The sequence below is a fragment of the Actinocorallia herbida genome, from assembly GCF_003751225.1.
GTDB classification, from domain to species: Bacteria; Actinomycetota; Actinomycetes; order Streptosporangiales; family Streptosporangiaceae; genus Actinocorallia; species Actinocorallia herbida.
The window spans coordinates 3339423-3359647 of record NZ_RJKE01000001.1 but is presented as its reverse complement, the minus strand read 5'-3'; the positions used below and the strand labels follow the sequence as shown (position 1 = coordinate 3359647).

19 protein-coding genes are annotated in these 20225 nt (G+C 72.5%); 9 read left to right on the top strand and 10 right to left on the bottom strand.

Annotation, left to right across the window (positions count from 1 at the left end):
- Positions 1-34: 34 nt before the first annotated feature.
- Positions 35-1729 carry a PucR family transcriptional regulator gene (locus tag EDD29_RS15705; RefSeq protein ID WP_170201423.1) on the bottom strand — a complete coding sequence of 565 codons (1695 nt, stop codon included), beginning with the start codon at positions 1727-1729 and terminating at the stop codon, positions 35-37.
- Between the two features lie 166 nt (positions 1730-1895).
- On the opposite strand from EDD29_RS15705, the gene EDD29_RS15700 reads away from it, so the two are divergent.
- Positions 1896-3182, top strand: a complete 1287-nt coding sequence (locus EDD29_RS15700) for a TetR/AcrR family transcriptional regulator (protein ID WP_170201422.1) — start codon at positions 1896-1898, stop codon at positions 3180-3182.
- Between the two features lie 124 nt (positions 3183-3306).
- On the opposite strand, the gene EDD29_RS15695 is transcribed toward EDD29_RS15700, so the two are convergent.
- Entirely contained in the window at positions 3307-3765 is a 459-nt protein-coding gene (locus EDD29_RS15695; RefSeq protein ID WP_123665122.1) for a hypothetical protein, read from the bottom strand.
- Positions 3766-3828: 63 nt separating this feature from the next.
- Here EDD29_RS15695 and EDD29_RS15690 point away from each other — a divergent pair, with 63 nt between their 5' ends.
- The 3 genes from EDD29_RS15690 (at position 3829) to EDD29_RS15680 (ending at position 7050) form a co-directional block, all read left to right on the top strand.
- Complete coding sequence (locus EDD29_RS15690) at positions 3829-5046, top strand: Nramp family divalent metal transporter (protein ID WP_123665121.1); 1218 nt, start codon at positions 3829-3831, stop codon at positions 5044-5046.
- A gap of 87 nt (positions 5047-5133) precedes the next feature.
- Positions 5134-6639, top strand: coding sequence for a CoA-acylating methylmalonate-semialdehyde dehydrogenase (locus tag EDD29_RS15685; RefSeq protein ID WP_123665120.1), 1506 nt, complete (start codon positions 5134-5136; stop codon positions 6637-6639).
- A gap of 36 nt (positions 6640-6675) precedes the next feature.
- A complete protein-coding gene (locus EDD29_RS15680; protein WP_123665119.1) occupies positions 6676-7050 on the top strand; it encodes a hypothetical protein in 375 nt (124 codons plus the stop codon).
- 201 nt (positions 7051-7251) lie between these two features.
- Here EDD29_RS15680 and EDD29_RS15675 read toward each other — a convergent pair whose 3' ends face one another.
- Together EDD29_RS15675 and EDD29_RS15670 are read right to left on the bottom strand one after the other, a co-directional pair.
- Positions 7252-7608: a barstar family protein gene (locus EDD29_RS15675; RefSeq protein WP_123665118.1), complete on the bottom strand. Its 357-nt coding sequence runs from the start codon at positions 7606-7608 to the stop codon at positions 7252-7254.
- 7 nt (positions 7609-7615) lie between these two features.
- Positions 7616-8029 carry a ribonuclease domain-containing protein gene (locus EDD29_RS15670; RefSeq protein WP_211359737.1) on the bottom strand — a complete coding sequence of 138 codons (414 nt, stop codon included), beginning with the start codon at positions 8027-8029 and terminating at the stop codon, positions 7616-7618.
- 255 nt (positions 8030-8284) lie between these two features.
- Between EDD29_RS15670 and EDD29_RS15665 the strand changes: the two genes are divergently transcribed.
- Positions 8285-9154 carry an NmrA family NAD(P)-binding protein gene (locus EDD29_RS15665; RefSeq protein WP_123665117.1) on the top strand — a complete coding sequence of 290 codons (870 nt, stop codon included), beginning with the start codon at positions 8285-8287 and terminating at the stop codon, positions 9152-9154.
- A gap of 25 nt (positions 9155-9179) precedes the next feature.
- Here EDD29_RS15665 and EDD29_RS15660 read toward each other — a convergent pair whose 3' ends face one another.
- From EDD29_RS15660 to EDD29_RS15650, 3 genes are read right to left on the bottom strand one after another with little or no spacing between them, the layout of a single operon-like run.
- On the bottom strand, positions 9180-9563 hold the full coding sequence (locus EDD29_RS15660; RefSeq protein ID WP_123665116.1) for a winged helix-turn-helix transcriptional regulator: 384 nt from the start codon (positions 9561-9563) through the stop codon (positions 9180-9182).
- 46 nt (positions 9564-9609) lie between these two features.
- Entirely contained in the window at positions 9610-11337 is a 1728-nt protein-coding gene (locus EDD29_RS15655) for a glycoside hydrolase family 2 protein (RefSeq protein ID WP_246052793.1), read from the bottom strand.
- 14 nt (positions 11338-11351) lie between these two features.
- Positions 11352-12617, bottom strand: coding sequence for an MFS transporter (locus tag EDD29_RS15650; protein WP_148085973.1), 1266 nt, complete (start codon positions 12615-12617; stop codon positions 11352-11354).
- A 106-nt stretch (positions 12618-12723) separates the two neighbouring features.
- On the opposite strand from EDD29_RS15650, the gene EDD29_RS15645 reads away from it, so the two are divergent.
- On the top strand, positions 12724-13335 hold the full coding sequence (locus tag EDD29_RS15645; RefSeq protein WP_170201421.1) for a TetR/AcrR family transcriptional regulator: 612 nt from the start codon (positions 12724-12726) through the stop codon (positions 13333-13335).
- A gap of 150 nt (positions 13336-13485) precedes the next feature.
- Here the strand turns inward: EDD29_RS15645 and EDD29_RS15640 are convergent, their stop codons facing one another.
- The 3 genes from EDD29_RS15640 to EDD29_RS15630 all read right to left on the bottom strand — a co-directional run bounded on the left by EDD29_RS15640 (position 13486) and on the right by EDD29_RS15630 (position 16024).
- Positions 13486-14655, bottom strand: coding sequence for a flavin reductase (locus tag EDD29_RS15640; protein WP_123665113.1), 1170 nt, complete (start codon positions 14653-14655; stop codon positions 13486-13488).
- 104 nt (positions 14656-14759) lie between these two features.
- The gene (locus EDD29_RS15635; protein WP_123665112.1) at positions 14760-15392 is read right to left on the bottom strand and encodes a TetR/AcrR family transcriptional regulator; all 633 of its coding nucleotides are present in this window, start codon (positions 15390-15392) and stop codon (positions 14760-14762) included.
- Positions 15389-16024 carry a TetR/AcrR family transcriptional regulator gene (locus tag EDD29_RS15630; RefSeq protein WP_123665111.1) on the bottom strand — a complete coding sequence of 212 codons (636 nt, stop codon included), beginning with the start codon at positions 16022-16024 and terminating at the stop codon, positions 15389-15391. The genes EDD29_RS15635 and EDD29_RS15630 overlap by 4 nt, the downstream gene beginning before the upstream one ends.
- Positions 16025-16224: 200 nt before the next feature.
- Between EDD29_RS15630 and EDD29_RS15625 the strand changes: the two genes are divergently transcribed.
- The 3 genes from EDD29_RS15625 (at position 16225) to EDD29_RS15615 (ending at position 20220) form a co-directional block, all read left to right on the top strand.
- A complete protein-coding gene (locus tag EDD29_RS15625) occupies positions 16225-17532 on the top strand; it encodes an ABC transporter substrate-binding protein (protein ID WP_123665110.1) in 1308 nt (435 codons plus the stop codon).
- A gap of 65 nt (positions 17533-17597) precedes the next feature.
- Positions 17598-18521 (top strand): branched-chain amino acid ABC transporter permease, encoded by a 924-nt coding sequence (locus tag EDD29_RS15620; RefSeq protein ID WP_170201420.1) that lies wholly within the window; start codon positions 17598-17600, stop codon positions 18519-18521.
- A 4-nt stretch (positions 18522-18525) separates the two neighbouring features.
- Entirely contained in the window at positions 18526-20220 is a 1695-nt protein-coding gene (locus EDD29_RS15615; protein WP_123665108.1) for a branched-chain amino acid ABC transporter ATP-binding protein/permease, read from the top strand.
- Positions 20221-20225: the final 5 nt, after the last annotated feature.

The following is a 20225-nucleotide window of genomic DNA, read 5'->3' as shown; positions in this document are numbered from 1 at the left end:
TCCTTGTCGTCGGGTACCGGGAAGTCGTCGGGTGTCAGGAAGCGAAGACCGGATCCTCGGACGGGCCCGCGGCGCGCGTCTCGATCAGCATGATCGCCGCGTGGAGCGAGGTGGCCGCCTCCGGGTCGTCGAGGTCCAGTTGGAGCAGGCGCTGGATCCGGGCCAGGCGCTCGTACAGCGTCGGGCGCGAGATGCCGAGTTCCTGGGCCGCGAGGGACTTGTTGCCGCGGAGGCCGAGGTAGGCGGCGAGCGTGCGGACGAGGCCGCCACCGTCCCGGGCGTCGCGGAGGAGCAGCGGGCCCAGGGTGCGTTCGGCGAACGCCTGGAGCCGCGGGTCGTCGCGCAGGGTGTAGAGCAGCCCTCGGAGCCGGATGTCCTGGATGCGGTGGCAGGAACGCGGCTTGCTGTGCGGCCCGCCCGCCCTGGCGGCGAGCACGACGTCGGCGGCCTCGCCGAACGCGGGACGCACACCGGGGAAGTCGGTCACCGCGCCCCCTGCCGCGATCGTCACCGGGGGCAGGCCGAGGTCGGCGCACCTCGCGTGGAGGCCGCGCGCGAACGCGTCGACGTGCTCGTCGGACTGATCGTCGCGGAGCAGCAGGAGGACGCCCCAGCGGTCCGCGACGAACGGGCCGTGCAGGGCGTGGAGGCGGGTGTCGGCCAGCGCGCCGCGCACCGGCTCGGTCAGGTCCGCGCCGGCGCCGAGCACCACGAGCGGGAGGTAGGTGCGGTCGCGGGTGGGGTGCCCGAGCGCCTCGGCGCGGGCGTGCACCGCCTCCGGCGAGCCGTGCCGCGCGGCGATGATGTCGGCGAGCACCGACCGGCGCGCGTTGGCGACGAGTTCGTCCTCGCCCTCGATCAGCAGCCGGATCGCCAGGGCGGCGGCGGCGCGCTCCAGGACCATGAGCTGTGCGGGACCGGGCGGGTGCGCGGTGAACAGGGTGAGCCTGCCCCAGCCGCGCCCGCGCGCCTGGACCGGAGCCGTGGCCGAGCAGCTCTCGGCGTCCGCCTCCGCGCCCACGGCGGGCGCGAGGGTGCGGGTGCGGCGGCGCCACCGGCCGAGCAGCAGTTCCGCGGAGCCGTCGCGGGCGTCCAGCGCGAGGAGGCGGTGCAGGCGGTCGGTGAACACGACCTGCCCCCCGGCCAGCTCCGCCGCCGCGCGCACCAGCTCCTCGGCGGGGGCCTCGGCGAGGGTCAGCGCGGTGAAGCGCTCGTGCGCGGCGGCGGTCCGCTGGAGCAGCTCGCGCTGGCCGTCGATGAGCGCGGAGTGGACCGCCTCGGTCAGCCTGACGAACGGGACCTCGCGCCGTAGCGCGACGAGCGGCAGGCCCCTGCGCTCGCAGGCGCGGACCATCACCGGCGGCACCTCCGCGTAGCGGCGGCCCAGCTCGATCACCAGCCCGGCGACGCGCTGGGCGACGAGCCCGTCGATGTAGGCCCTGATCTCGGCGCGCTCCTGGGGCAGCGCGATGCCCGTGGTGAGGATCAGCTCGCCGCCCTGGAGCAGGCCCTCGGTGTCGGCGAGTTCGAGCACGTGCACCCACCGGATGCTCCGGCCGAGCCCGTCGGCGCCCGCGAGGACCGCGGGCAGTCCCTCGCCCGTCAGGGGCAGCGCGAGGAAGTCGGCGATGGTGAGGGATCCGAGGCCGTCTGCCGGTCTCGTCCCCGTCCCCGACCGTCGCGGACCGCCGCCGCCGACGTCGGCGAGAACCGCCGCACCCTCGCGCACTTGGCGCTCCCTTCCACGTTCATCGAGCTCCGGATCTTCCGAGTATGGCCCCGGGACCTGGCACTCCGATAGAGGGCGGACCAAATAGTTGATCCGATCGGACGTTTGGTCGCGACCGACCGGATCGGGTGTCACCACGCGTCGCCGAGGGGGCATACTTGGTTCCGTGACTACGTCGTCTCGCTTGGTCGACGCCGCCGCATCCCCGGTCTCGCGCCAGCGGACCGACGAGATCCGCAGGGTGGCCGCGCGCCTTTTCGCCGTCTCCGGGTACTCGGCGACCACCATGACCGACATCGCCAACGCGGTGGGGATCCTGCCCGGCAGCCTCTACCACCATTTCGCGGCGAAAGAGGAGATCGCGGTCGAGATCCTCACGGAGCTGGACCAGGAGCTGAGCGCGCTGGCGGCGAAGACGTCGCGGCGGCTGACCTCGATCGACGGCGGGCCGGAGGAACGGCTCAGGTACGTCGCCCGCGAGGTGACGGAGCTGTCCATCCGCAGCCGCGCCGCCCTGCGCCTCTACTCCTACGAGGCGCCGAGCGTGGCGACCGAGCGCTTCCGCACCGCGCTCAAGCTCCAGGCGCCCGCGCTGGAGAAGGTGTGGAAGCGGGCCACCGAGGGCCTGGTCCCCGCGTCGGAGGCGCGCGCCCGCGATCTCGGGCTGCTGCGCTTCGCCCTGCACCACCTCACGCTCAACGCGGCGCTGAACGTGCCGTCCCAGGCCGACGCCGTGCACATCGCGCGGCAGACCTGCGACCTCCTGCTCGAAGGGCTGGTCACCGACTGCCCCGACGACCGGACCCTGGACGACTCCGCGGCGATGCATGCGGCCCGCGCGGCGATGGCCGAGTGGCCGGCCCTGCACGAGCCCACCGGGTCGGGCACCCGGGAGGACATCATCGCCGCGGCCCGCGCCGAGTTCGCCCGACGCGGCTACAGCGCCACCACCATCCGCGACGTGGCCGAGGCCGCGGAGGTGCGGATGGGCACGCTCTACCGCAGGGTGGACTCCAAGGAGGAGCTCCTCAAGGAGGTGCTCGGCGGCTACACCTCGAGCATGGACCTGGCGCTGCGCAGCGTCCTGACGACCGGTACCTCGGTCGCCGCCTCGGTCGACGCGTTCGCGCTGGTCTTCGTGCACGGAAAGCGCCGCTTCCGCCAGGAGTCGGACATCGTGAAGTTCAGCTCCCGCGGCCTCCGCGCCCCCAGCGCCCCCTTCCAGGAGTACTTCGAGCAGACCCAGAATCGCTTCCGCCTCCTGGAGCGGCTGCTCACCCAGGGCATCGCGGACCGGTCGGTCCGCCCCATCAGCGACCCGGGCCAGCTGGGCCCGCACGTCCGCGCCGTCGTCTGGCTCCCCTACCAGGACTTCGGCCGCACCAGCGCCCCCCGGACCCATGCCTTCCTCCGCGGCTCCCTCCTCCGCGGCTTCCTCACCCCCCGCCGCTGAGAGCGCCGCCCGGAAGAGGCCGCCCGGAGCCGAATGCGGCGGACACGGCGTCCGAGCGCGTCCATCCCGATCCGGCCGTCTTGAGCCGGAACGTTCCGGCGAGGTCGGGGGTTCGGGGGCGGGGTCAGGCGAAGCGGATGCGGACTTCGCAGTTGAGGGCGGCCTCCAGGGCGGTGTGGAGGCGGCTTTCGGGGACCCGGCGGCTTTCGGCGCGGGCGATGGTGACCGTCACCAGCTCGTCGTCGTCGGTGTAGCTGCGGGTGACGTCGGCGACGACGCCGAAGCGGTTCAGCACGCCGAGGGCGTCGTCGTCGGTGCCGCGGCTGATGTACGTGGTGACGCCGAGTTCGGCGGGGAGGCCGAAGGCGGACACGCACAGGTCCGCGTAGTCCTGGGCCGAGCGGCCCTGGTCGAGGTCTTCCGCGATGAACTCGATCTCGCGGCGGCGGTCGGCGAGGCGCGCGCCGGGGGCGGCGATGACCTCGAGGTCGAGGGCGGCGAGCCGCCCGATTCCCGCTTCGTACTCTGCTCGGGTCAGCGCGCCTTCGGCGTCGACGATCACCCGGATCACTGCGGTAGGCACTCCACGAACGTATCCCACTCCCGAATATGGAGCAAATAGTTGGTCACGGGCTAGGGTGTCGCCATGCTCATGGGAACACGGCCGCGCCCCGCCATCCTGCTCGGGCCCGCCTTCATCGCCGCGGTCGCGTACGTGGACCCCGGGAACGTCGCCACGAACGTCACCGCGGGCGCGAAGTACGGCTACACCCTCGTCTGGGTCGTCGTGCTCGCGAACGCGATGGCGGTCCTCGTCCAGTACCTCTCGGCCAAACTCGGCCTCGTCACCGGGCACTCCCTCGCGGGCGAACTGGGCCGCCGGCTCCCCCGGCCGGCCAGGATCCTCTACTGGCTCCAGGCCGAGGCCGTCGTCATCGCCACCGACCTCGCCGAGGTCGTCGGCGGCGCCATCGCGCTGTGGCTGCTCTTCGACCTTCCGCTCGTGCTCGGCGCGGTCCTGACGGCCGTGGTCTCCCTCGCCGTCCTGCGCGTCGGGGACAAACGCGGGCAGAGCGCGCTGGAGCGCGTGATCATGGGGTTCCTCGCGCTCATCGCGGTCGGGTTCGTCGCGGGGCTGTTCGTCGGGCCGCCCGATCCCGGAGAGCTCGCCCGCGGACTCGTCCCGACCTTCGCCGGGAACGAGAGCGTGCTGCTCGCGTCCGGCATCATCGGGGCCACCGTCATGCCGCACGTCATCTACCTCCATTCGAGCCTGACCGTCACCCGGCTGGACCGGCGCGGCGCGGGGCTCTCGATCCCGGCCCTCCTCGCGGCGACGCGGCTCGACGTGGTCGCGGCGCTGCTCGGCGCCGGAGTGCTCAACCTGTCACTGCTCGTCGTCGCGGCGGCGAACCTGCACGGTGCGCCGGGCACGGGCACGCTGCAGGGCGTCCACGAGGTGATCACCTCGGAGCTGGGCGCGGGCGTCGCGCTGCTGTTCGCGGTCTCGCTGCTGGGCTCCGGGCTCGCCTCGACGTCCGTCGGCAGCGCCGCCGGGGCCGAGGTGATGCGCGGGCTGCTGCACCGCCGCGTCCCGCTGCTCGCCCGGCGGATCGTGAGCGTGGTGCCCGCGGTCGTCGTGCTGGCGCTGGGCGCCGAGCCGAGCGCGACCCTCGTGCTCTCCCAGGTCGTGCTCTCGCTCGGCATCCCCTTCGCGCTCGTCCCGCTCGTCATGCTCACCAGCCGGCGGGACGTCATGGGGGAGCACGTCAACAAATGGGGCACGACGGTGGCCGCGAGCTGCGTCGCCGCGCTGGTGATCGCGCTGAACACGGTGCTGCTGTACCTCACCTTCCACGGCTGACGGCTTGACAACATGTTCCAGCGCCGTCCCTCCGGCTTGACACAGTGTCGGTTGTGCGCGGTGCCGGATCGCCCCAGCATGAGCCGCATGACCGAGCACATCACCGAGCACTGGCTGGACAACGCACCCTTCTCCGGCGGCTCGCCCCGGACCGCGGACGTCACCGACCCCGCCACCGGCGCCGTCTCCGGGAAGGTCAGGCTGGCGAGCGACGCCGACGCACGGGCCGTCATCGCCTCGGCGAAGCGCGCGGTGCCGGGCTGGGCCTCGACGTCCCTCGCCAAGCGCGCCAAGGTGCTCTTCCGCTTCCGCGACCTCCTCGACGAGCGCAAGGAGGAACTCGCCGCGATCATCACCGCCGAGCACGGCAAGGTCCTGGACGACGCGGTCGGCGAGGTCAGCCGCGGGCTCGAGGTCGTGGAGTTCGCGTGCGGGATCCCGCACCTGGTCAAGGGCGAGTTCTCCGAGCAGGTGTCGACGGGCGTCGACACCCACTCCAAGCGGCAGCCGCTCGGCGTCGTGGCCGTCATCAGCCCCTTCAACTTCCCCGCCATGGTGCCGATGTGGTTCTTCCCGATCGCGATCGCGACGGGCAACACCGTGGTGCTCAAGCCCAGCGAGAAGGATCCCGGCGCGTCGCTGTGGATCGCCCGGCTGTGGCAGGAGGCGGGGCTGCCCGACGGCGTCTTCAACGTGCTCCAGGGAGACAAGGAGGCGGTCGACGCGCTGCTCGACTCGCCCGACGTGCAGTCCGTGAGCTTCGTCGGCTCCACCCCGATCGCCCGGTACGTCAACGAGCGGGCTTCGGCCGCCGGGAAGCGCGTCCAGTCGCTCGGCGGCGCGAAGAACCACATGGTCGTGCTGCCGGACGCCGACCTCGGCCTCGTCGCCGACGCCGCCGTCAACGCGGCCTTCGGCTCGGCGGGCGAACGCTGCATGGCGGTCAGCGTGCTCGTCGCGGTGGGGCCGATCGCCGACGACGTCATAGCCGGGATCGTCGAGCGGGTCGGCACCCTGCGGGTGGGCGACGGCACCCTCGGCTGCGACATGGGCCCGCTCGTCACCCGCGAGCACCGCGACAAGGTCTCCGCGTACGTCGACGCGGGCGTGGCGGCCGGGGCGAAGCTGGTCATCGACGGCCGGGACCTGCGCGTCGCCGACCGGCCCGACGGCTTCTGGCTCGGCCCGACCCTCTTCGACCAGGTCACCACGGACATGACCGTCTACACCGACGAGATCTTCGGCCCGGTGCTCGGCGTCCTGCGCGTCGGCACCTACGAGGAGGCCATCTCCCTCGTCAACGCCAATCAGTACGGCAACGGCGCGGTGCTGTTCACCCGCGACGGCGGGGCGGCCCGGCGCTTCGAGTTCGAGGTGCACGCCGGGATGATCGGCATCAACGTGCCGGTTCCGGTCCCCACCGCCTACTACTCGTTCGGCGGCTGGAAGTCCTCCCTCTTCGGCGACACCCACGCGCACGGCATGGAGGGCGTCCGCTTCTTCACCCGCGCCAAGGTCGTCACCTCACGCTGGCCCGACCCGGCGACGAACCCGTCGACCGGCCTCGCCCTGGCCTTCCCGACCAACGACTGACAGGACGGCCGCGGCGCGCCGTGGCAGGATCGGCGCATGGTCTCGGAGCACTCTCTCGACCCGCTCGGCGACACCCACGTCGAACGCCTCGACCTCCCGGTCCGCGTCTTCAACAGGATCTGGCGCGCGCGGCTCTACACCGCGCGCGAGCTCGCAGCCTGCGAGCCCGCCGCGCTGCGCGCGCTGGGCCTGCGCGAAGAGGACCTCGACGGGATCCGCACGGCCCTGCTCCCCTATGGGGTCTCCGGACCCCTCACGAACCCGGACCGCGCCCACGGGCCCGGTAGCGGCCTGTCGAAGAACCCGGCTACGCCGGGAAACCCACCACCGGGCGGCACCCATGAACCCGAGGACGAACTCTTCAGGGACCCGGCTACGCCCGAGAGCCCACCACCGGACCCTGCTCACTAGGCCCGATGACGGCCCCTCGAGAACCCGGCTATGCCGGAGAGCCCACCACCGGGCGGCACCCATGAACCCGAGGACGAACTCTTCGGGAACCCGGCCACGCCGGGAGCCCGCCACCGGGCTGTGCCCAAGGGACCGATGACGGGCTCTTGGGAGGGACCGGCTTCGCCGGGGAGCCCGGCACCGGACCGGTGGCCTCGGGGGTCAGAGGGCGGCCAGGAGACGGGTTTCGAGGGCCGCCGGGGCGGGGGTGACGAGGGTGACCGTGCAACGGGCGTCGCCGAGGAGGGCGAGAAGCGCGGCGAACTGGGCCGGGGGCTCGTCGGCGAGCAGGTGCTCGGCGTCGGTGACGGTCAACGCGCGAGGGGTGAGGTCGCGGAGGGAGTCGTAGAGGGCGTCCCAGTTGCGGCCGAAGTACGGCGGAAGGGGCAGGGCCCGCGCGGCCTCGGTGAAGAAGGCCGCGCGGGTACAGCAGGCGCGTCCGTCGAGGGTCCCGGCCGCGGCGGGCGCGGCGGTGGTGACGGTGAGCCACGCGGGCAGCGGGCGGTCGGCGGACGTCATCGGCGGCCTACAGCTTGTAGAAGTCGGTGTAGTGATTGGGCGTGAACCAGGTGGCGCCGGTGCTGCGGTTGACCACGATGCGGTAGGCGTCGCGGGCGGCGCCCTGCGCGCGGCTGTACACGTCGTACTCATAGTAGGTCGCGTTGGTCGGGAGCTGGCCTTCGCGGTTGTAGTGCCGGCCGCCGGTGTAGTTGTACTTGCCGTCGGGCCAGGAGTACCAGCCCGCCGTGGTCGGGAAGCCCTTGGCGGACCAGTTCGCGCGGGCGGTGCGCGCGGCGGCGCAGGTGGACAGGGTGCAGGTGCTGTACACCGCCGCGTGCGCGGGGGTGACGGCCACGACGCCGCTCAGGGCGCTGGCCCCGGCGACGACGGCGGCGGACAGGGTGATCCGGATCGAGCGGGGACGGTGCTGGGTGGGCAACGCGGTCTCCTTCGAAGGGGGTCGGAACCCGGCCATCGTCACACGTATGACCGAACCATCACCGTCAGAGGAGTCAAGATTCTGTGAACTCTCCCGCACGTCCGTCGGACGCGGTGTGAGGGCCGTCATGCGCGCGGGGGCGGGCAGGGCGTGGACCTGGGGGGTTACCGCGGTGTGCCCAGGCGCCGCGGAAGTGCCCTCTTCCAGGGCGAACGGCCCGCGCGCGAGGCTCGAAGCCGAACCTGAGGAGAAATCATGATCTTGGTCACCGGTGTTTCCGGAGCGCTCGGCGGGCTCGTCCACGGCGGGCTCGCGCGGCTCGCGGACGTGACGGCGGTCTCGGGAAGCCGCTCGGACGCCGACCGGCGAGTGGACTTCGACGACCCCGCGACACTCCCCGCCGCGCTCTCCGGCGTCGACGTGCTGGTGTTCGTCTCCGCCGGATACGCCGAGGACGACGTGGTCTTCGACCGGCACGGGGCCCTCGTCGACGCGGCCGCGCGGGCCGGGGTCCGGCACGTCGTCTACACCAGCCTCGTCGGCGCGGCCGACCGCCTGAGCATCGCGCTCCCGCACCGCTGGACCGAGCGGAGGCTGGCCGAGGCCCCGTTCACCACGACGGTCCTGCGCAACGGCCTGTACGCGGAACTCGCCGTCGACTGGGCGACGTCCGCCGCCGAGACCGCCGCCGCGACGGGCGAGTACACCGCCCCGCTCGGCACCGGGCGCGTCTCCCTCGCTGCCCGCGAGGATCTTGCCGAGGTCGCCGTCCGGGTGGCCGCCGAGGCGTCACAGGACCTCGACGCGGGCGTCCCGGTCCGGCACGCGGGCCGCACCTACGAACTCGACGGGCCCGCGCCGATCGGGGGCGCCGACCTCGCCGAACTCCTCGCCGAGTCGGTGGCCCGCCCCGTCGCCTACCGCTCGCTGAGCACCGCCGACCTGCGCGCCTTCCTCACCGCCACCCCGCTGCTCCCCTACCAGGTGGGCCACACGGTCTCGATGTTCAACACCATCCGCTCCGGCCTCCTGGAGTCGACCGCCCCCGGCGACCTCGCCGCGCTCCTCGACCGCGCGCCGGTCTCCGCGCACGCCCTGGTCCGCGCCGCCCTGGCGGCCCGCTGACCCGACGTCCCGTGCGGCCCCGGCGTCAGCGCGCCAGGGCCTGCCGGGGCGCTTCGGCCGCGTCGAAGGCCGCGCGGGCGTCGGAGATCGCGGACTTGTGGGTGCGGGACCAGTCGGACAGCGCGGCGATCGCGGCGGCGAGGCTGAGCCCCATGTCCGTCAGCCGGTACTCGACCTGCGGCGGCACCGTCGCGTAGACGGTCCGGGTGGCGAGCCCATCGCGGACGAGGCGGCGGGTGGTGACCGTCAGCATCCGCGTGGAGATCCCCGTGACGGCCCTCTGCAGCTCCCGGAAGCGCCGCGGCTCCTGCGCCAGCGTCACGATGACCAGTACCGACCACCGATCCCCCAACCGGTCCAGCACATCCCGGATCCCGCAGTCCTCATGCCCGCACGCCTCGATCGTCATGGCATGCCCAACACCACGCCCCCGCCCTTCCTTCCCGGCCCTCGGGTCACTCGTAGCGAAGGCGGGAGGTGACGGCGCGGACGGCTTCCGCGTCGAGTTTGGTGACCTCGCGGTCCTGGGTGAGGAGGCCGTTCATCTCGTCCTGGACGTCACTGAGCTGGGTGTAGACGGTGGCGCTCAGGCCGTGCGGGATGGCCGGGATGATCTGTTGTTCGTGGAGGCGGACGAAGGCGCGGGTCAGGGCGTCGGGGGAGGTGTAGCGGCGGTAGCCGAAGAGACGGGCGCTGCTGCGGTGCCCTTCGACGGGCAGGCTGTAGCCGCCGTACTCGGTCAGGGCGAGCACCCGGGTGTCCCGGCGAGGGAGCCGGGCGCGGCGGGCGGGCACGCGGAAGCGGCGGAAGTAGACGTGCAGGCTGTGGAGGTCGCCGCCGCCCTGGTCGTGCCAGCCGCTGGCGTGGTCGACGGTCCGGGTCGGGTCGAGCGCGGCGAGGTCGGCGGCGATCCGGGCCGCGTCGAACTGGCCCCAGCCCTCGTTGAACGGCACCCAGACGGCGAGGCCGACCACGTTGCGCAGGTGCTCGACGGTGTCCCGCAGCTCCCGCTCGAACTCCGCGCGCCCCTCGGCGTCGGCACGGCCGAAACGGCGGAGCGCACGGGCCCCGCTGTCGCGCAACCGGACGAACGGGGCGACGGCCGGGACCGTCACGACCGCCGGCCGGTAGCCCTCACCGCCGTTGACCATGTCCTGCCAGACCAGCATGCCGAGCCGGTCGCAGTGGTGGTACCAGCGCAGCGGCTCGATCTTGGCGTGCTTGCGCAGCATGGTGAAGCCGAGGTCCTTCATGGCCTGGATGTCGCGCGCCATCGCCGCGTCGGACGGCGGCGTGTACAGGCCGCCCTCCCAGTAGCCCTGATCGAGCACCCCGGCGTGGAAGTACGGCCGCCCGTTGAGCAGCAGCCTGGGCAGCCCGGAAGCGTCCGGGCCGACCCCGAACGACCGCATCCCGAAGTAGGAGCGCACTCGGTCGTCGCCCAGGTGGACCTCGAGGTCGTACAGGAACGGATCCTCGGGCGTCCACGGCCGCACGTCCGCGACGGGCAGCCGCACCGGCTCCCCGGGCACGGCCTCCGCACCGGCGATGACGACCCCGTCGCGCAGCACGTCCACGCGGGCGGGAAGCCCTTCGGCCCGCTCCGCGCACACGGTGATCTCCACGCACCCCTCCGCCAGCTGCGGAACGATCACCAGATCCCGGACATGTGCCGTCGGTACGGACTCCGCCCAGACCGTCTGCCAGATGCCCGACTGCGGGGTGTACCAGATCCCGCCGTGCTTGCCGCGCTGCTTGCCCCGCGAGTGATGGGCGGCATCCGAGATGTCCCGGACCTTCACCACGAGGGTGTTCTCCCCCTGCGTCAGCGCCTCGGTGACGTCCAGCGCGAACGGCAGGTAACCCCCCACGTGGCCGCCCACCGCGACCCCGTTGAGCAGTACCTCGCAGCTCTGGTCCACCGCGCCGAAGTGCAGCAGCACCCGGTCCTTCAAGAAGCCCTCGGGTGGCTCCAGCGTGCGCCGGTACCAGAGCGCCTGGTCCGGCAGCAGCGTACGCCCGACGCCCGACAGTTCGGCCTCCGGCGAGTAGGGCACGACGATCTCGCCGTCGTACTCCACGGGCTCCGCGGCGTCCGCCGCGGTGATCGCGTAGTCCCACCTGCCGTTCAGGTTCAGATGGCCGTCGCGGGCCAGCTGCGGCCGCGGGTACTCGTCGAGCACGGGTTCTCCGTTCTTCACCGGACGCCCCGGATCCGCCAGACCAGCGCGGCTCCGGTCAGGGCGGCGAGCGCCGCGACGCCGAACATCAGGGGGTAGCCGCCGGGCGAGGTGACCAGCGGCGCGGCCACGACCGGGCCGAGCACGAAGCCGAGGGCGGTGGCCAGGCTGATCACGCCGAGGTCCTTGCCGCGATCGGCGCCGGCGGGCAGCAGCCGGGTCACCATCGCCTGGTCGACGGAGACGAAGACGCCGGTCCCCGCCCCCAGCAGCCCGGCCGCGACCAGGGCCGTCGTCCAGCTGTCGCCGACGGCGAGGGTCAGCGCGGCGAGCGCCATCACCGTTCCCCCGAGGAAGACCACGACCCGGGTCCTGCCGCTGCGGTCGGACCACCAGCCCGCGGCGAGGCCGGGCAGCACGCTGCTCAGCGAGAAGACCGTCACCATGATCAGCACGCCCTGCTGGTTGGTCGAGCCGGGAAAGAGCCGCTCGTACTGCACCGAATCCCTCAGGTAGTACAGGAGGTAGCCGATCCCCATCGAGAGCGCGAGGTTCACCAGGAACCTGCTGAGCCAGGCCCAGGCGAAGTCCGGATGCCGGCGCGGGCTGACCCAAAGCCCGGACCAGATCGAGGGGCGCGGGCCCGGGGGCGGCAGTGCGGGCTCGCGGTAGCGCAGCGGGAACGGCAGGGCGGCCACCAGCAGCAGCGCGCCCATCGCCAGATAGCCCGCGAACAGGTCCTGGACCGCGAAGGTCACCACGGCGCCGCCGATCAGCGGCCCGATCAGCACCGCCACGCCGGCCAGCGCGGACGCCCTTCCGCGCTGGCCGACCGGCACCTGGTCCGGCACCGCGGCGACCGCCGTGGCCTGCACCAGCGTGAACGCGAGCTGCGCCAGCGACCAGCCGAGGACGAGGCCGGCGATGGACTCCTGCCCGCCGAGGAACCCGAGGGAGGCCGCACCCAGCAGGGATCCGCCGACCACCCAGGGCCGCCGTCGGCCGAAGCGGGTGCGGGTGCGGTCCGACAGGGCTCCGGCCAGCGGGTTGGCTATCGCGGTGACGATCGCGCCGACCGCGAACACGAGGGCCAGCGAAGACTCCTTGTGCGCCGCGTCGATCCGCTCGACGTGCGAGGGCAGCAGGATCTGCGTCGACGCGTTCGAGGCCATGATCACCCCGAGCTGGACCAGGGCGAGCAGGGACATCCAGCGGAACGAGACGTCCGGGGGCCGGTCACCAGGCCCGTGGGTACGACCCGTGGGCGCGGTCTGCTCCGACACGGCGTCACCTGCCTTTACGAGAACATGAGGGGTCGCCACGTTAGAACATGACGGTTCGTCATGTTATGACTGTTCTGTGGAGAGTCAAGGGGTACGGCGCGCTCCGGTGCAGCGGCGCAGCCGGGAACGGGTCGAGCGCATCCTCGACGCCTGCGCGGAACTGCTGGACGAGGTCGGTTCCGAGGGCCTGACCGTCACCGAGGTCGCCCGCCGGGCCGGGGTCCCGTCCGGCACCGTCTACCAGTTCTTCGACGGCAGGCTCGGTCTGCTCCGGCAGCTCGCCCTGCGGCATCTGGAGATCCTGCTCGGCCGGCTGCGCGCCCGCGCCGCGGCGGAACCCGGGCTGACCTGGCCGCGCGCGGGCGAGATCGTCATCGACGAGACGGTGCGGATGCGCCGGGTGATCCCGGGCTTCACCGTCGTGGACTTCGGCGAGGCACGTCCCGGCGGAGAGAAGTACCTGCCCGAGGGCACCACCGAGGCCGGGGGCGACATCATGGCCGAGTCGCTCTACCGGTTCGCGGTCGAGGAGGCCGGCCTGCCCCCGCTCGCCGACCCCTACCGCGTCACCAGCCTCGCGATCCAGGCCGCCGCCGTCGGCATCGACCTGGCCTTCCGCACCTCCCGCGACGGCGACCCCGCCATGATCGAGCAGACCCGGCGCCTCCTCAGCGCCTACTTCGCCGACGCGGCCCGCCGCCTACCGCCCGGAGCCTGACCGCACGCCACCCGGCCGGGGCCGATCGGGACGGCGGCCGACGATCCGATCGCGGGCCGATCCGCCAGGCCGCGACGGCGCCGGCCGCGACCGCCGCCGAGCCCGTCGGGCGGGTCCCGGAGCGCCCGCCGCGGCGGCGGCCCCGGGCCGTCAGGCGATCGCGCGGGTGGCGTTCGTCGCGGTCGCGAGGAGGGCGTTGGCGTAGCGGGTGACCTCTTCGGGGGCGACGGGCTCGGCGGGGCCCCAGACGGTGAGGGTGAAGGCGACCGTGCCGTCGGGGGCGAAGACCGGGGCGCTGAGGGAGCGCAGTTCCACGTCGGCCGGGATGGGGTCGGCGGGGTTGTAGCCGTCGGTGACCCGGGCCATCGCCTCGCGCAGGGTCTCCGGGGAGACGTCGGGGGCGCGCTCGTGCAGGAGGGTGCTGATCCGCTCGAGGTCGCTCAGCTCCGAGTGGCCGAGCGCGATCGCGTAGCCCCGGCCGCGGACGGTGTCCGGCACCTCGCGCAAGCGCTCCAGCTGCTCCGGGGTCAGCTGCTCGCTGATCGTCGACAGCCAGCGCTCGCGGAGCGCGGCGTCGCCGTAGGCCGCGTAGCAGCTGCCCAGCGGCGCGGCGAAGGGCAGCCGCTGCCCGACCCGGGTCGGGCTCGCCGCGAGCTCGGTGCGGCCCGCGGAGGCGGCCAGCACGAGCTCGTCGCGGACCAGCGTGATCGCCGTGACCTCGGTGCCGAACAGGTCGGCGAGGCCCTCCATGTGCGGACGGGCGAGGTCGATCCGGCGGAGCTGGTCGAGAAGGTCGGCGTCGCCCGCGGCCAGCGAGTGCGGCATGAACGAGCCGTAGCCGCCCCGGTAGAACAGCAGCGGCTCGCCGTCGCCGAGATCCAGGTCGAGGACCCGGCCGATGACGATGTCGTGGTCTCCGGCGTCGTGGATCTGCTCGGTGACGCAGTCGATCCAGGCGACCGCGCCGTCGATGATCGGGTTGCCCTGGGGCGACGGCTGCCAGCCGATGTCGTGGAACTTGTCGGTCTTGCGGGTCGCGACGGCCCGGCAGACGTCCTCCTGCGCGGCGGCGAGGACGTTCACGCAGAACCGGTCGCCCGACTCGCGCAGCGACCGCCACGAGCTGGAGTTCTTGTCCGGCAGGAACGCCACGAGCGGCGGGTCGAGCGAGACCGAGGTGAACGAGCCGACCACCATGCCGACGGCGGTGCCCGCCGCGTCGAGCGCCGTCACCACGACGACGCCGGTGGGGTACTGGCCCAGCACCTGCCGGTAGCGGGCCGACTCGATGACCCCGGACCTCTGAACGGTCAGTGGCATGACGGGCTCCTCCCTGTAGCGATCGCTACAGAGCTTGCCACGCAAGACCCCACTGTGACAACCGTCTCCTCACTGAAAACCCGAACAGCGGGCCGAAAACCCGGTCACTCCCCCGCCATCGCCTGCTCGACGACGGCCACCACGATCGCCACGACGTCCTCCGGATCCAGGTCGTCGTGAATCTGCCGGGAGAAGAAGAACCCGTCGGTGGCGGCGAGCACGACCCGGGCGAGGTCCATCGCCAGCTCCGGCCGGCGGGCCCGGAGCGCGGTGTCGAAGTACGAGGTGAACCAGGCCGCGATGCTGCTGGTCACCTCGTCACGGGTGGCCAGGAAGTACTGGCGCGCCTCGGGCTCGACGTCCCGGGTCTCCAGCAGCAGCATCAGGCCGATCCGCACGAAGTCGGGCGAGTCGACCAGGGAGCGCACCGACCGCGAGAGGATCGCGCGCAGCCCCTCGGTCGGCGAGCGCTCGTCGCGCGGGTCACGCTCCCAGCGCGGCTGGCTGGAGATCCACTGCTCGAAGCTGTGCCGGACGACCTCGGCCATCAGGTGGTCCTTGTCCCGGAAGAACCAGTAGACCGAGCTGGCGGGCAGCCCGGACCGCTTGGTGACCTTCGAGATCGTGGTGGCCTCGTAGCCGCTCTCCGCGGCGATCTCCGCGGCCGCCCGGACGATGCGGATGCGCGACACCTCGCGGTCGGCGGACTGCGGTCCGGGCTTCTCCTTGGTGCTCACGCGGCCTCCTCCAGCCAGCTCACGGCCTGCGCGTGGACGCCCGCGGCGATCAGATCGACGAGCCGGTCGAGCTTCCAGCCCCGGTCGGAGCGGACGCCCAGGTAGAGCCCGTCCATGACGGACAGGTGGAACCGGGCCACCCGGCCCGCCACGTCGCGCCGCGCCGCGGGATCACCGCCCGGGAGGATCTGCTCCCACCACTGCTGGATCGCGAGCCTGGTCTCCTCGCGGACCTCCAGGTAGCGCAGCCGCGCGGCCGGGACGTGCTGCCGGTTCAGCAGGCCGAGCATGAGGCCGAGCCGCCAGAACTCGGGGCTCTCGACGATCGCGCGCGACGCCCGCTGGAGCCGGTCGCGCACCTCCTCGGCCGGGTCGGCGATGCCGACCCGGTCCCGCCAGGTCGGGGCGGTCTCCCGCCAGCGCCGGTAGCTGTACTCGAGGGTCTCCGCCAGCAGCTCGTCCTTGTTGCGGAAATGCCAGTAGACCGAGCTCGCGGGCAGCCCCGTGGCCTCGGTCACCAGAGCGATCGACGTGCCGTCGTACCCCCGCTCCGCGGCTATGGCGAGGGTCGCCTCCAGGATCCGCAGCCTCGATTCCTCGCCCTGCTGGTGGCGTCGCGTCGTCTTCCTCATCTGCCCATACTCCCGTGCCTCCCGAACCGACCGCCAGAAACTCGACCCCATCAGGGCTTGTGTCAGCGGTCACATTCTGGGTACCGTCACAGCCGCGTCCCTGTAGCGATCGCTCCAATCACTGTAGCGATCAATACGGACTCGCGTGCTTGGTTCCTGGCAACGCGCACCGCGTTGGTCAGCGAAACGGAGAAGGAAATATGCCCACCCCACGCAGCACCTCCCTTCGGCGGCTGATCGCCCCCGTCCTCGCCGTCACCACGGCACTCGCCCTCACCGCCTGCGGATCGGCCGACTCCGGCGTCAGCGAGGCGGACGCCAAGAGCCAGGCCGCCGACCTGGTGCAGATCCTCGGCATCGACGGCGACCTCGGCGCCGACGTCCAGTTCAAGCTCGGTGCGGCGCTCACCCTCTCGGGCGCGTCCGCCGCCAACGGCGCCTCGATGCAGAACGCCATCGAGCTCGCGATCGAGCAGATCAAGGCCGCAGGAGGCCCCGCCCTGCAGCTCAGCGTCAAGGACATCAAGGGCCCCGACCCCGTCGCGGCCAAGCAGGCCGCGTCGGAGCTCGCCGCCGAAGGCGTCCCCGCGAAGATCACCTCGATGGGCGACGGCCTCGGCTCGATGCTCGCCGACACCGACAAGGACAAGATCCTCAGCCTCGACGGCGTGGGCGGCGCCCAGGTCTTCACCCAGGGCACCGAGTACTTCTACGGCACCCGCGAGGTCGCCCCGTCCGACGCCGTCCCCGGGGCCCTGGAGTGGTTCAAGCAGGCCCACCCCGAAGGCAAGACCGTCGGCCTCGTCGGCGTCGACCTCGGCCCGCTCAACCAGGCCATCCAGGCCGACGTGAAGGCGAAGATCGAAGCCGCGGGCCTCACCTTCAACGGCCTGTGGGAGACGGTCGCGCCGACCTCGCAGGACTACGCGAGCGTGATCGCCAAGGTCGAGAAGAACGAGCCCGACCTCCTCTGGGTCGCCTTCGGCGGCGCCGCCCCCGGCGCGTTCGCCGCCCAGGCCAAGACCGCGGGCATCGGCAGCGAGCTCCTCGGCATCGAGTTCACCGACGAGGCGACCAAGGCCTCCAAGGGCGCGTTCGACAGCGACGGCTTCAAGTTCGCCATGGACTACTTCGACGCCGCCACCCCGGCCAACCCGCTGGCGAAGCTGTTCGTCGACGCCTACCGCAAGGCCTACGACGCCGAGCCCGACTTCTACGCGGCCAACGCCTACGAGGAGACCCTCATGGTGTGGGACCTGATCCGTCGCGTCACCGCCGCGGGCGGCGACGCGACCGACAGCGCCCAGCTCAAGGCCGCGCTGGAGAAGGACCCGAAGTTCGCCTCGGTCTACGGCGGTGACGACGCCACCGTCGGCGCCCTGGAGATCGACCTGAAGACGCACGGGGTCGCGCACCGTCCGATGGGCGTCTTCGAGTACAAGGCCGGCAAGGTCACCCCGCTGGCCACCTACGACGTCGGCGCGAAGGACTTCCGCCTCGCGGAATGACGCGCATCTGCAGTCCGGGGGACGGCCGTACGAGCCGTCCCCCATCCCTCGGTTCCGGAGGATCCATGCACGACCTGCTAGACGCCGACCTCTGGCAGCTGACCGCCAACGGCCTGACCCGGGGCGCGTTCTACGCCGCACTCGGCGCGGGCCTCGCGCTGGTCATCGGGGTCACCACGCGTTTCCACTTCGCCTACGCGCTCACCTACACCGTCGCCCCTTACGCCGCCTACTGGGTCATGGACGCGCTCGGCATGCCGTTCTGGCCCGCGGCCCTCACCGGGCTCGCCACGGCCGTCGTGGTGAGCGTCCTGCTCGAGCTCGGTGTCTATGAGCCCGTCGCCCGGCGCGCCGGAGACCGCTCGATGCTGGCCGTGCTGGTCACCTCGCTCGGCGTCAGCACCGCGGGCATCGCGCTGCTGCAACTGTGGCTGGGCACCAGCAGCCTGCCGTTCTACGGGCCCGACGTCGTCCTGCTCGACCTCGGCCCCGTGCGGATCTCGACGTTCGAGCTCGGCCTCGCCGGCACCGGGCTGGTGCTCGTGCTCGGCCTCGCCGCCTTCCTGGCGTTCACGCCGCTCGGCCGCTCGGTCAAGGCGGTCCGCAGCAACCCCGGGCTCGCGGGCGTGCTCGGGATCAGCGTGCGCCGGGTGAACCTCGCGTGCTTCGCGATCGCCGGGCTCGTCTCCGGCGCGTGCGCGCTCTGGTACGGCCTGCTCTACACCGTCCAGCCGACGATGGGCGACTCGACGGTCATCTACGGCTTCGTCGTCGCGTTCCTCGCCGGCACCCGCACCTCGCCGCTGCGCGCCCTGCCCGTCGGCATCGGGCTCGGGCTGCTGGAGCAGTGGGCGTCGATCTGGCTGTCGGTGCAGTGGGCGCAGACCGCGGTCTTCACCGTGCTCGCCGTCTACCTCGCGTTCCTCGCCGGGAAGGGCCGTATGCCCCGGCTCCGGCCCCTCCGACCCGCCTCGCTCCAGAAGGCCTGACGCCATGTGGATCAACTACCTCGACCAGGCGCTGCTCCTCGCGGCGCTCGCCGTCACCGTCAACCTGCTCGTCGGCTACGCCGGGCAGGTCTCCGTCGCGCATGCCGCCTTCGCGGGCATCGGCGGTTACACCATCTGCTTCCTCGCCGGGGTGCACGGCTGGCCCTACGCCGCGGCGCTCGGCGTCGCCATCGTCCTCGCGACGGCCTTCGGGGTCGTCGTCGGACTGATCGCGCTCGGCCTGCCCGAGGAGTTCCTCATCCTCATGACGCTGGCGTTCTCGCTGGCGGTCATCGGCATCTTCGCCACCTTCGACTCCCTCGGCGGCGTCATGGGCCTCACCGGCGTCGACGGGCTGAGCCTGTTCGGACTGGAGCTCGACGGGCCGCGCGACTGGCTGATCCCGTCGGCGCTCGTCCTCGTGCTGGTCTTCGCCGTCTGCTGGCGGCTCGGCGAGTCGCCCTACGGACGGGTGCTCAAGGGCGTCCGCGAGGACACCGTCGCCACCCGCGCGCTGGGCAAGAACACCTTCGGCTACAAGATCGGCGTCTTCGCGATCACCAGTGGTCTCGCGGGGCTCATCGGCGGCCTGTACTCGGGCTGGCTCGGCCAGGCGACCCCGTCGGCGTTCGGCTTCCCGCTGGCCATGGCGGTGTTCGCGATGGTGATCGTCGGCGGCAACGCCAACCTGCTCGGCTCGGTCGTCGCGGGCGTCGTGCTCACCATGATCGAGCCCGCGCTGCGCGAGGGGCTCGGCGTGCAGAGCTCGCAGGCGGCGCTGCTCCAGCTCGTCCTGTACGGGGTGCTGCTGGTGCTCGTCATGATCGTCCGGCCGCAGGGGCTGTTCGCCGAACGGTTCCGCCGGGTCGCGCCGCCCTCCCCCGGGGACAGGCCGCGCGCGGTCGTCGCGGACCGGGTCGCGCCGCCCGCGGCCTACGCGGACGCCGAGGTGGTGCTGCGGGCCGAGGGGCTGTCGAAGCGGTTCGGGGGCATCACCGCGGCCAAGGACATCAGCCTTGAACTGCGGCGCGGCACCATCACCGCGCTCGTCGGACCGAACGGGGCCGGGAAGACCACCGCGTTCAACCTGCTCACCGGCACCGTCGTCGCCGACACCGGGTCGGTGCTGCTGAACGGCGTGGAGCTCGTCGGCATGCGGCCTGACCGGATCGTCCGGGCCGGGCTGGTGCGCACCTTCCAGGACGTCCGGCTGCTCAACCGGCTGACGTGCCTGGAGAACGTCATGCTCGCCGTGCCGGACCAGGCCGGGGAGAGGATCGGCCGGCTGTGCACGCCCGGTGTCGGGCGCGCCGACCGCGAGGTGGCCGCCGAGGCGATGGAATGGCTCGACTTCGTCGGGCTCGCCGACCAGGCGGCCACTCCCGCCGACGCCCTGTCCTACGGGCAGTCGAAGCTCGTGTCCCTGGCTCGGGCGCTGGCCACCCGCGGCGACGTCCTGCTCCTGGACGAGCCCGCCTCCGGCGTCGACGCCACCTGGGTCGGCACCATGCTGGAGATGGTCGCCGCCGTCCGCGCCGAAGGCCGCACCGTCTGCCTCGTCGAGCACAACCTCGACGTCGTCCGCGAGCTCGCCGACCACACCTACTTCATGGAACTCGGCGAGATCACCGCGTCCGGCACCATCGCCGACCTGACCGGGTCCGCACGCCTGGCCGAGGCCTACTTCGGCGCCCAGTAAGGGGA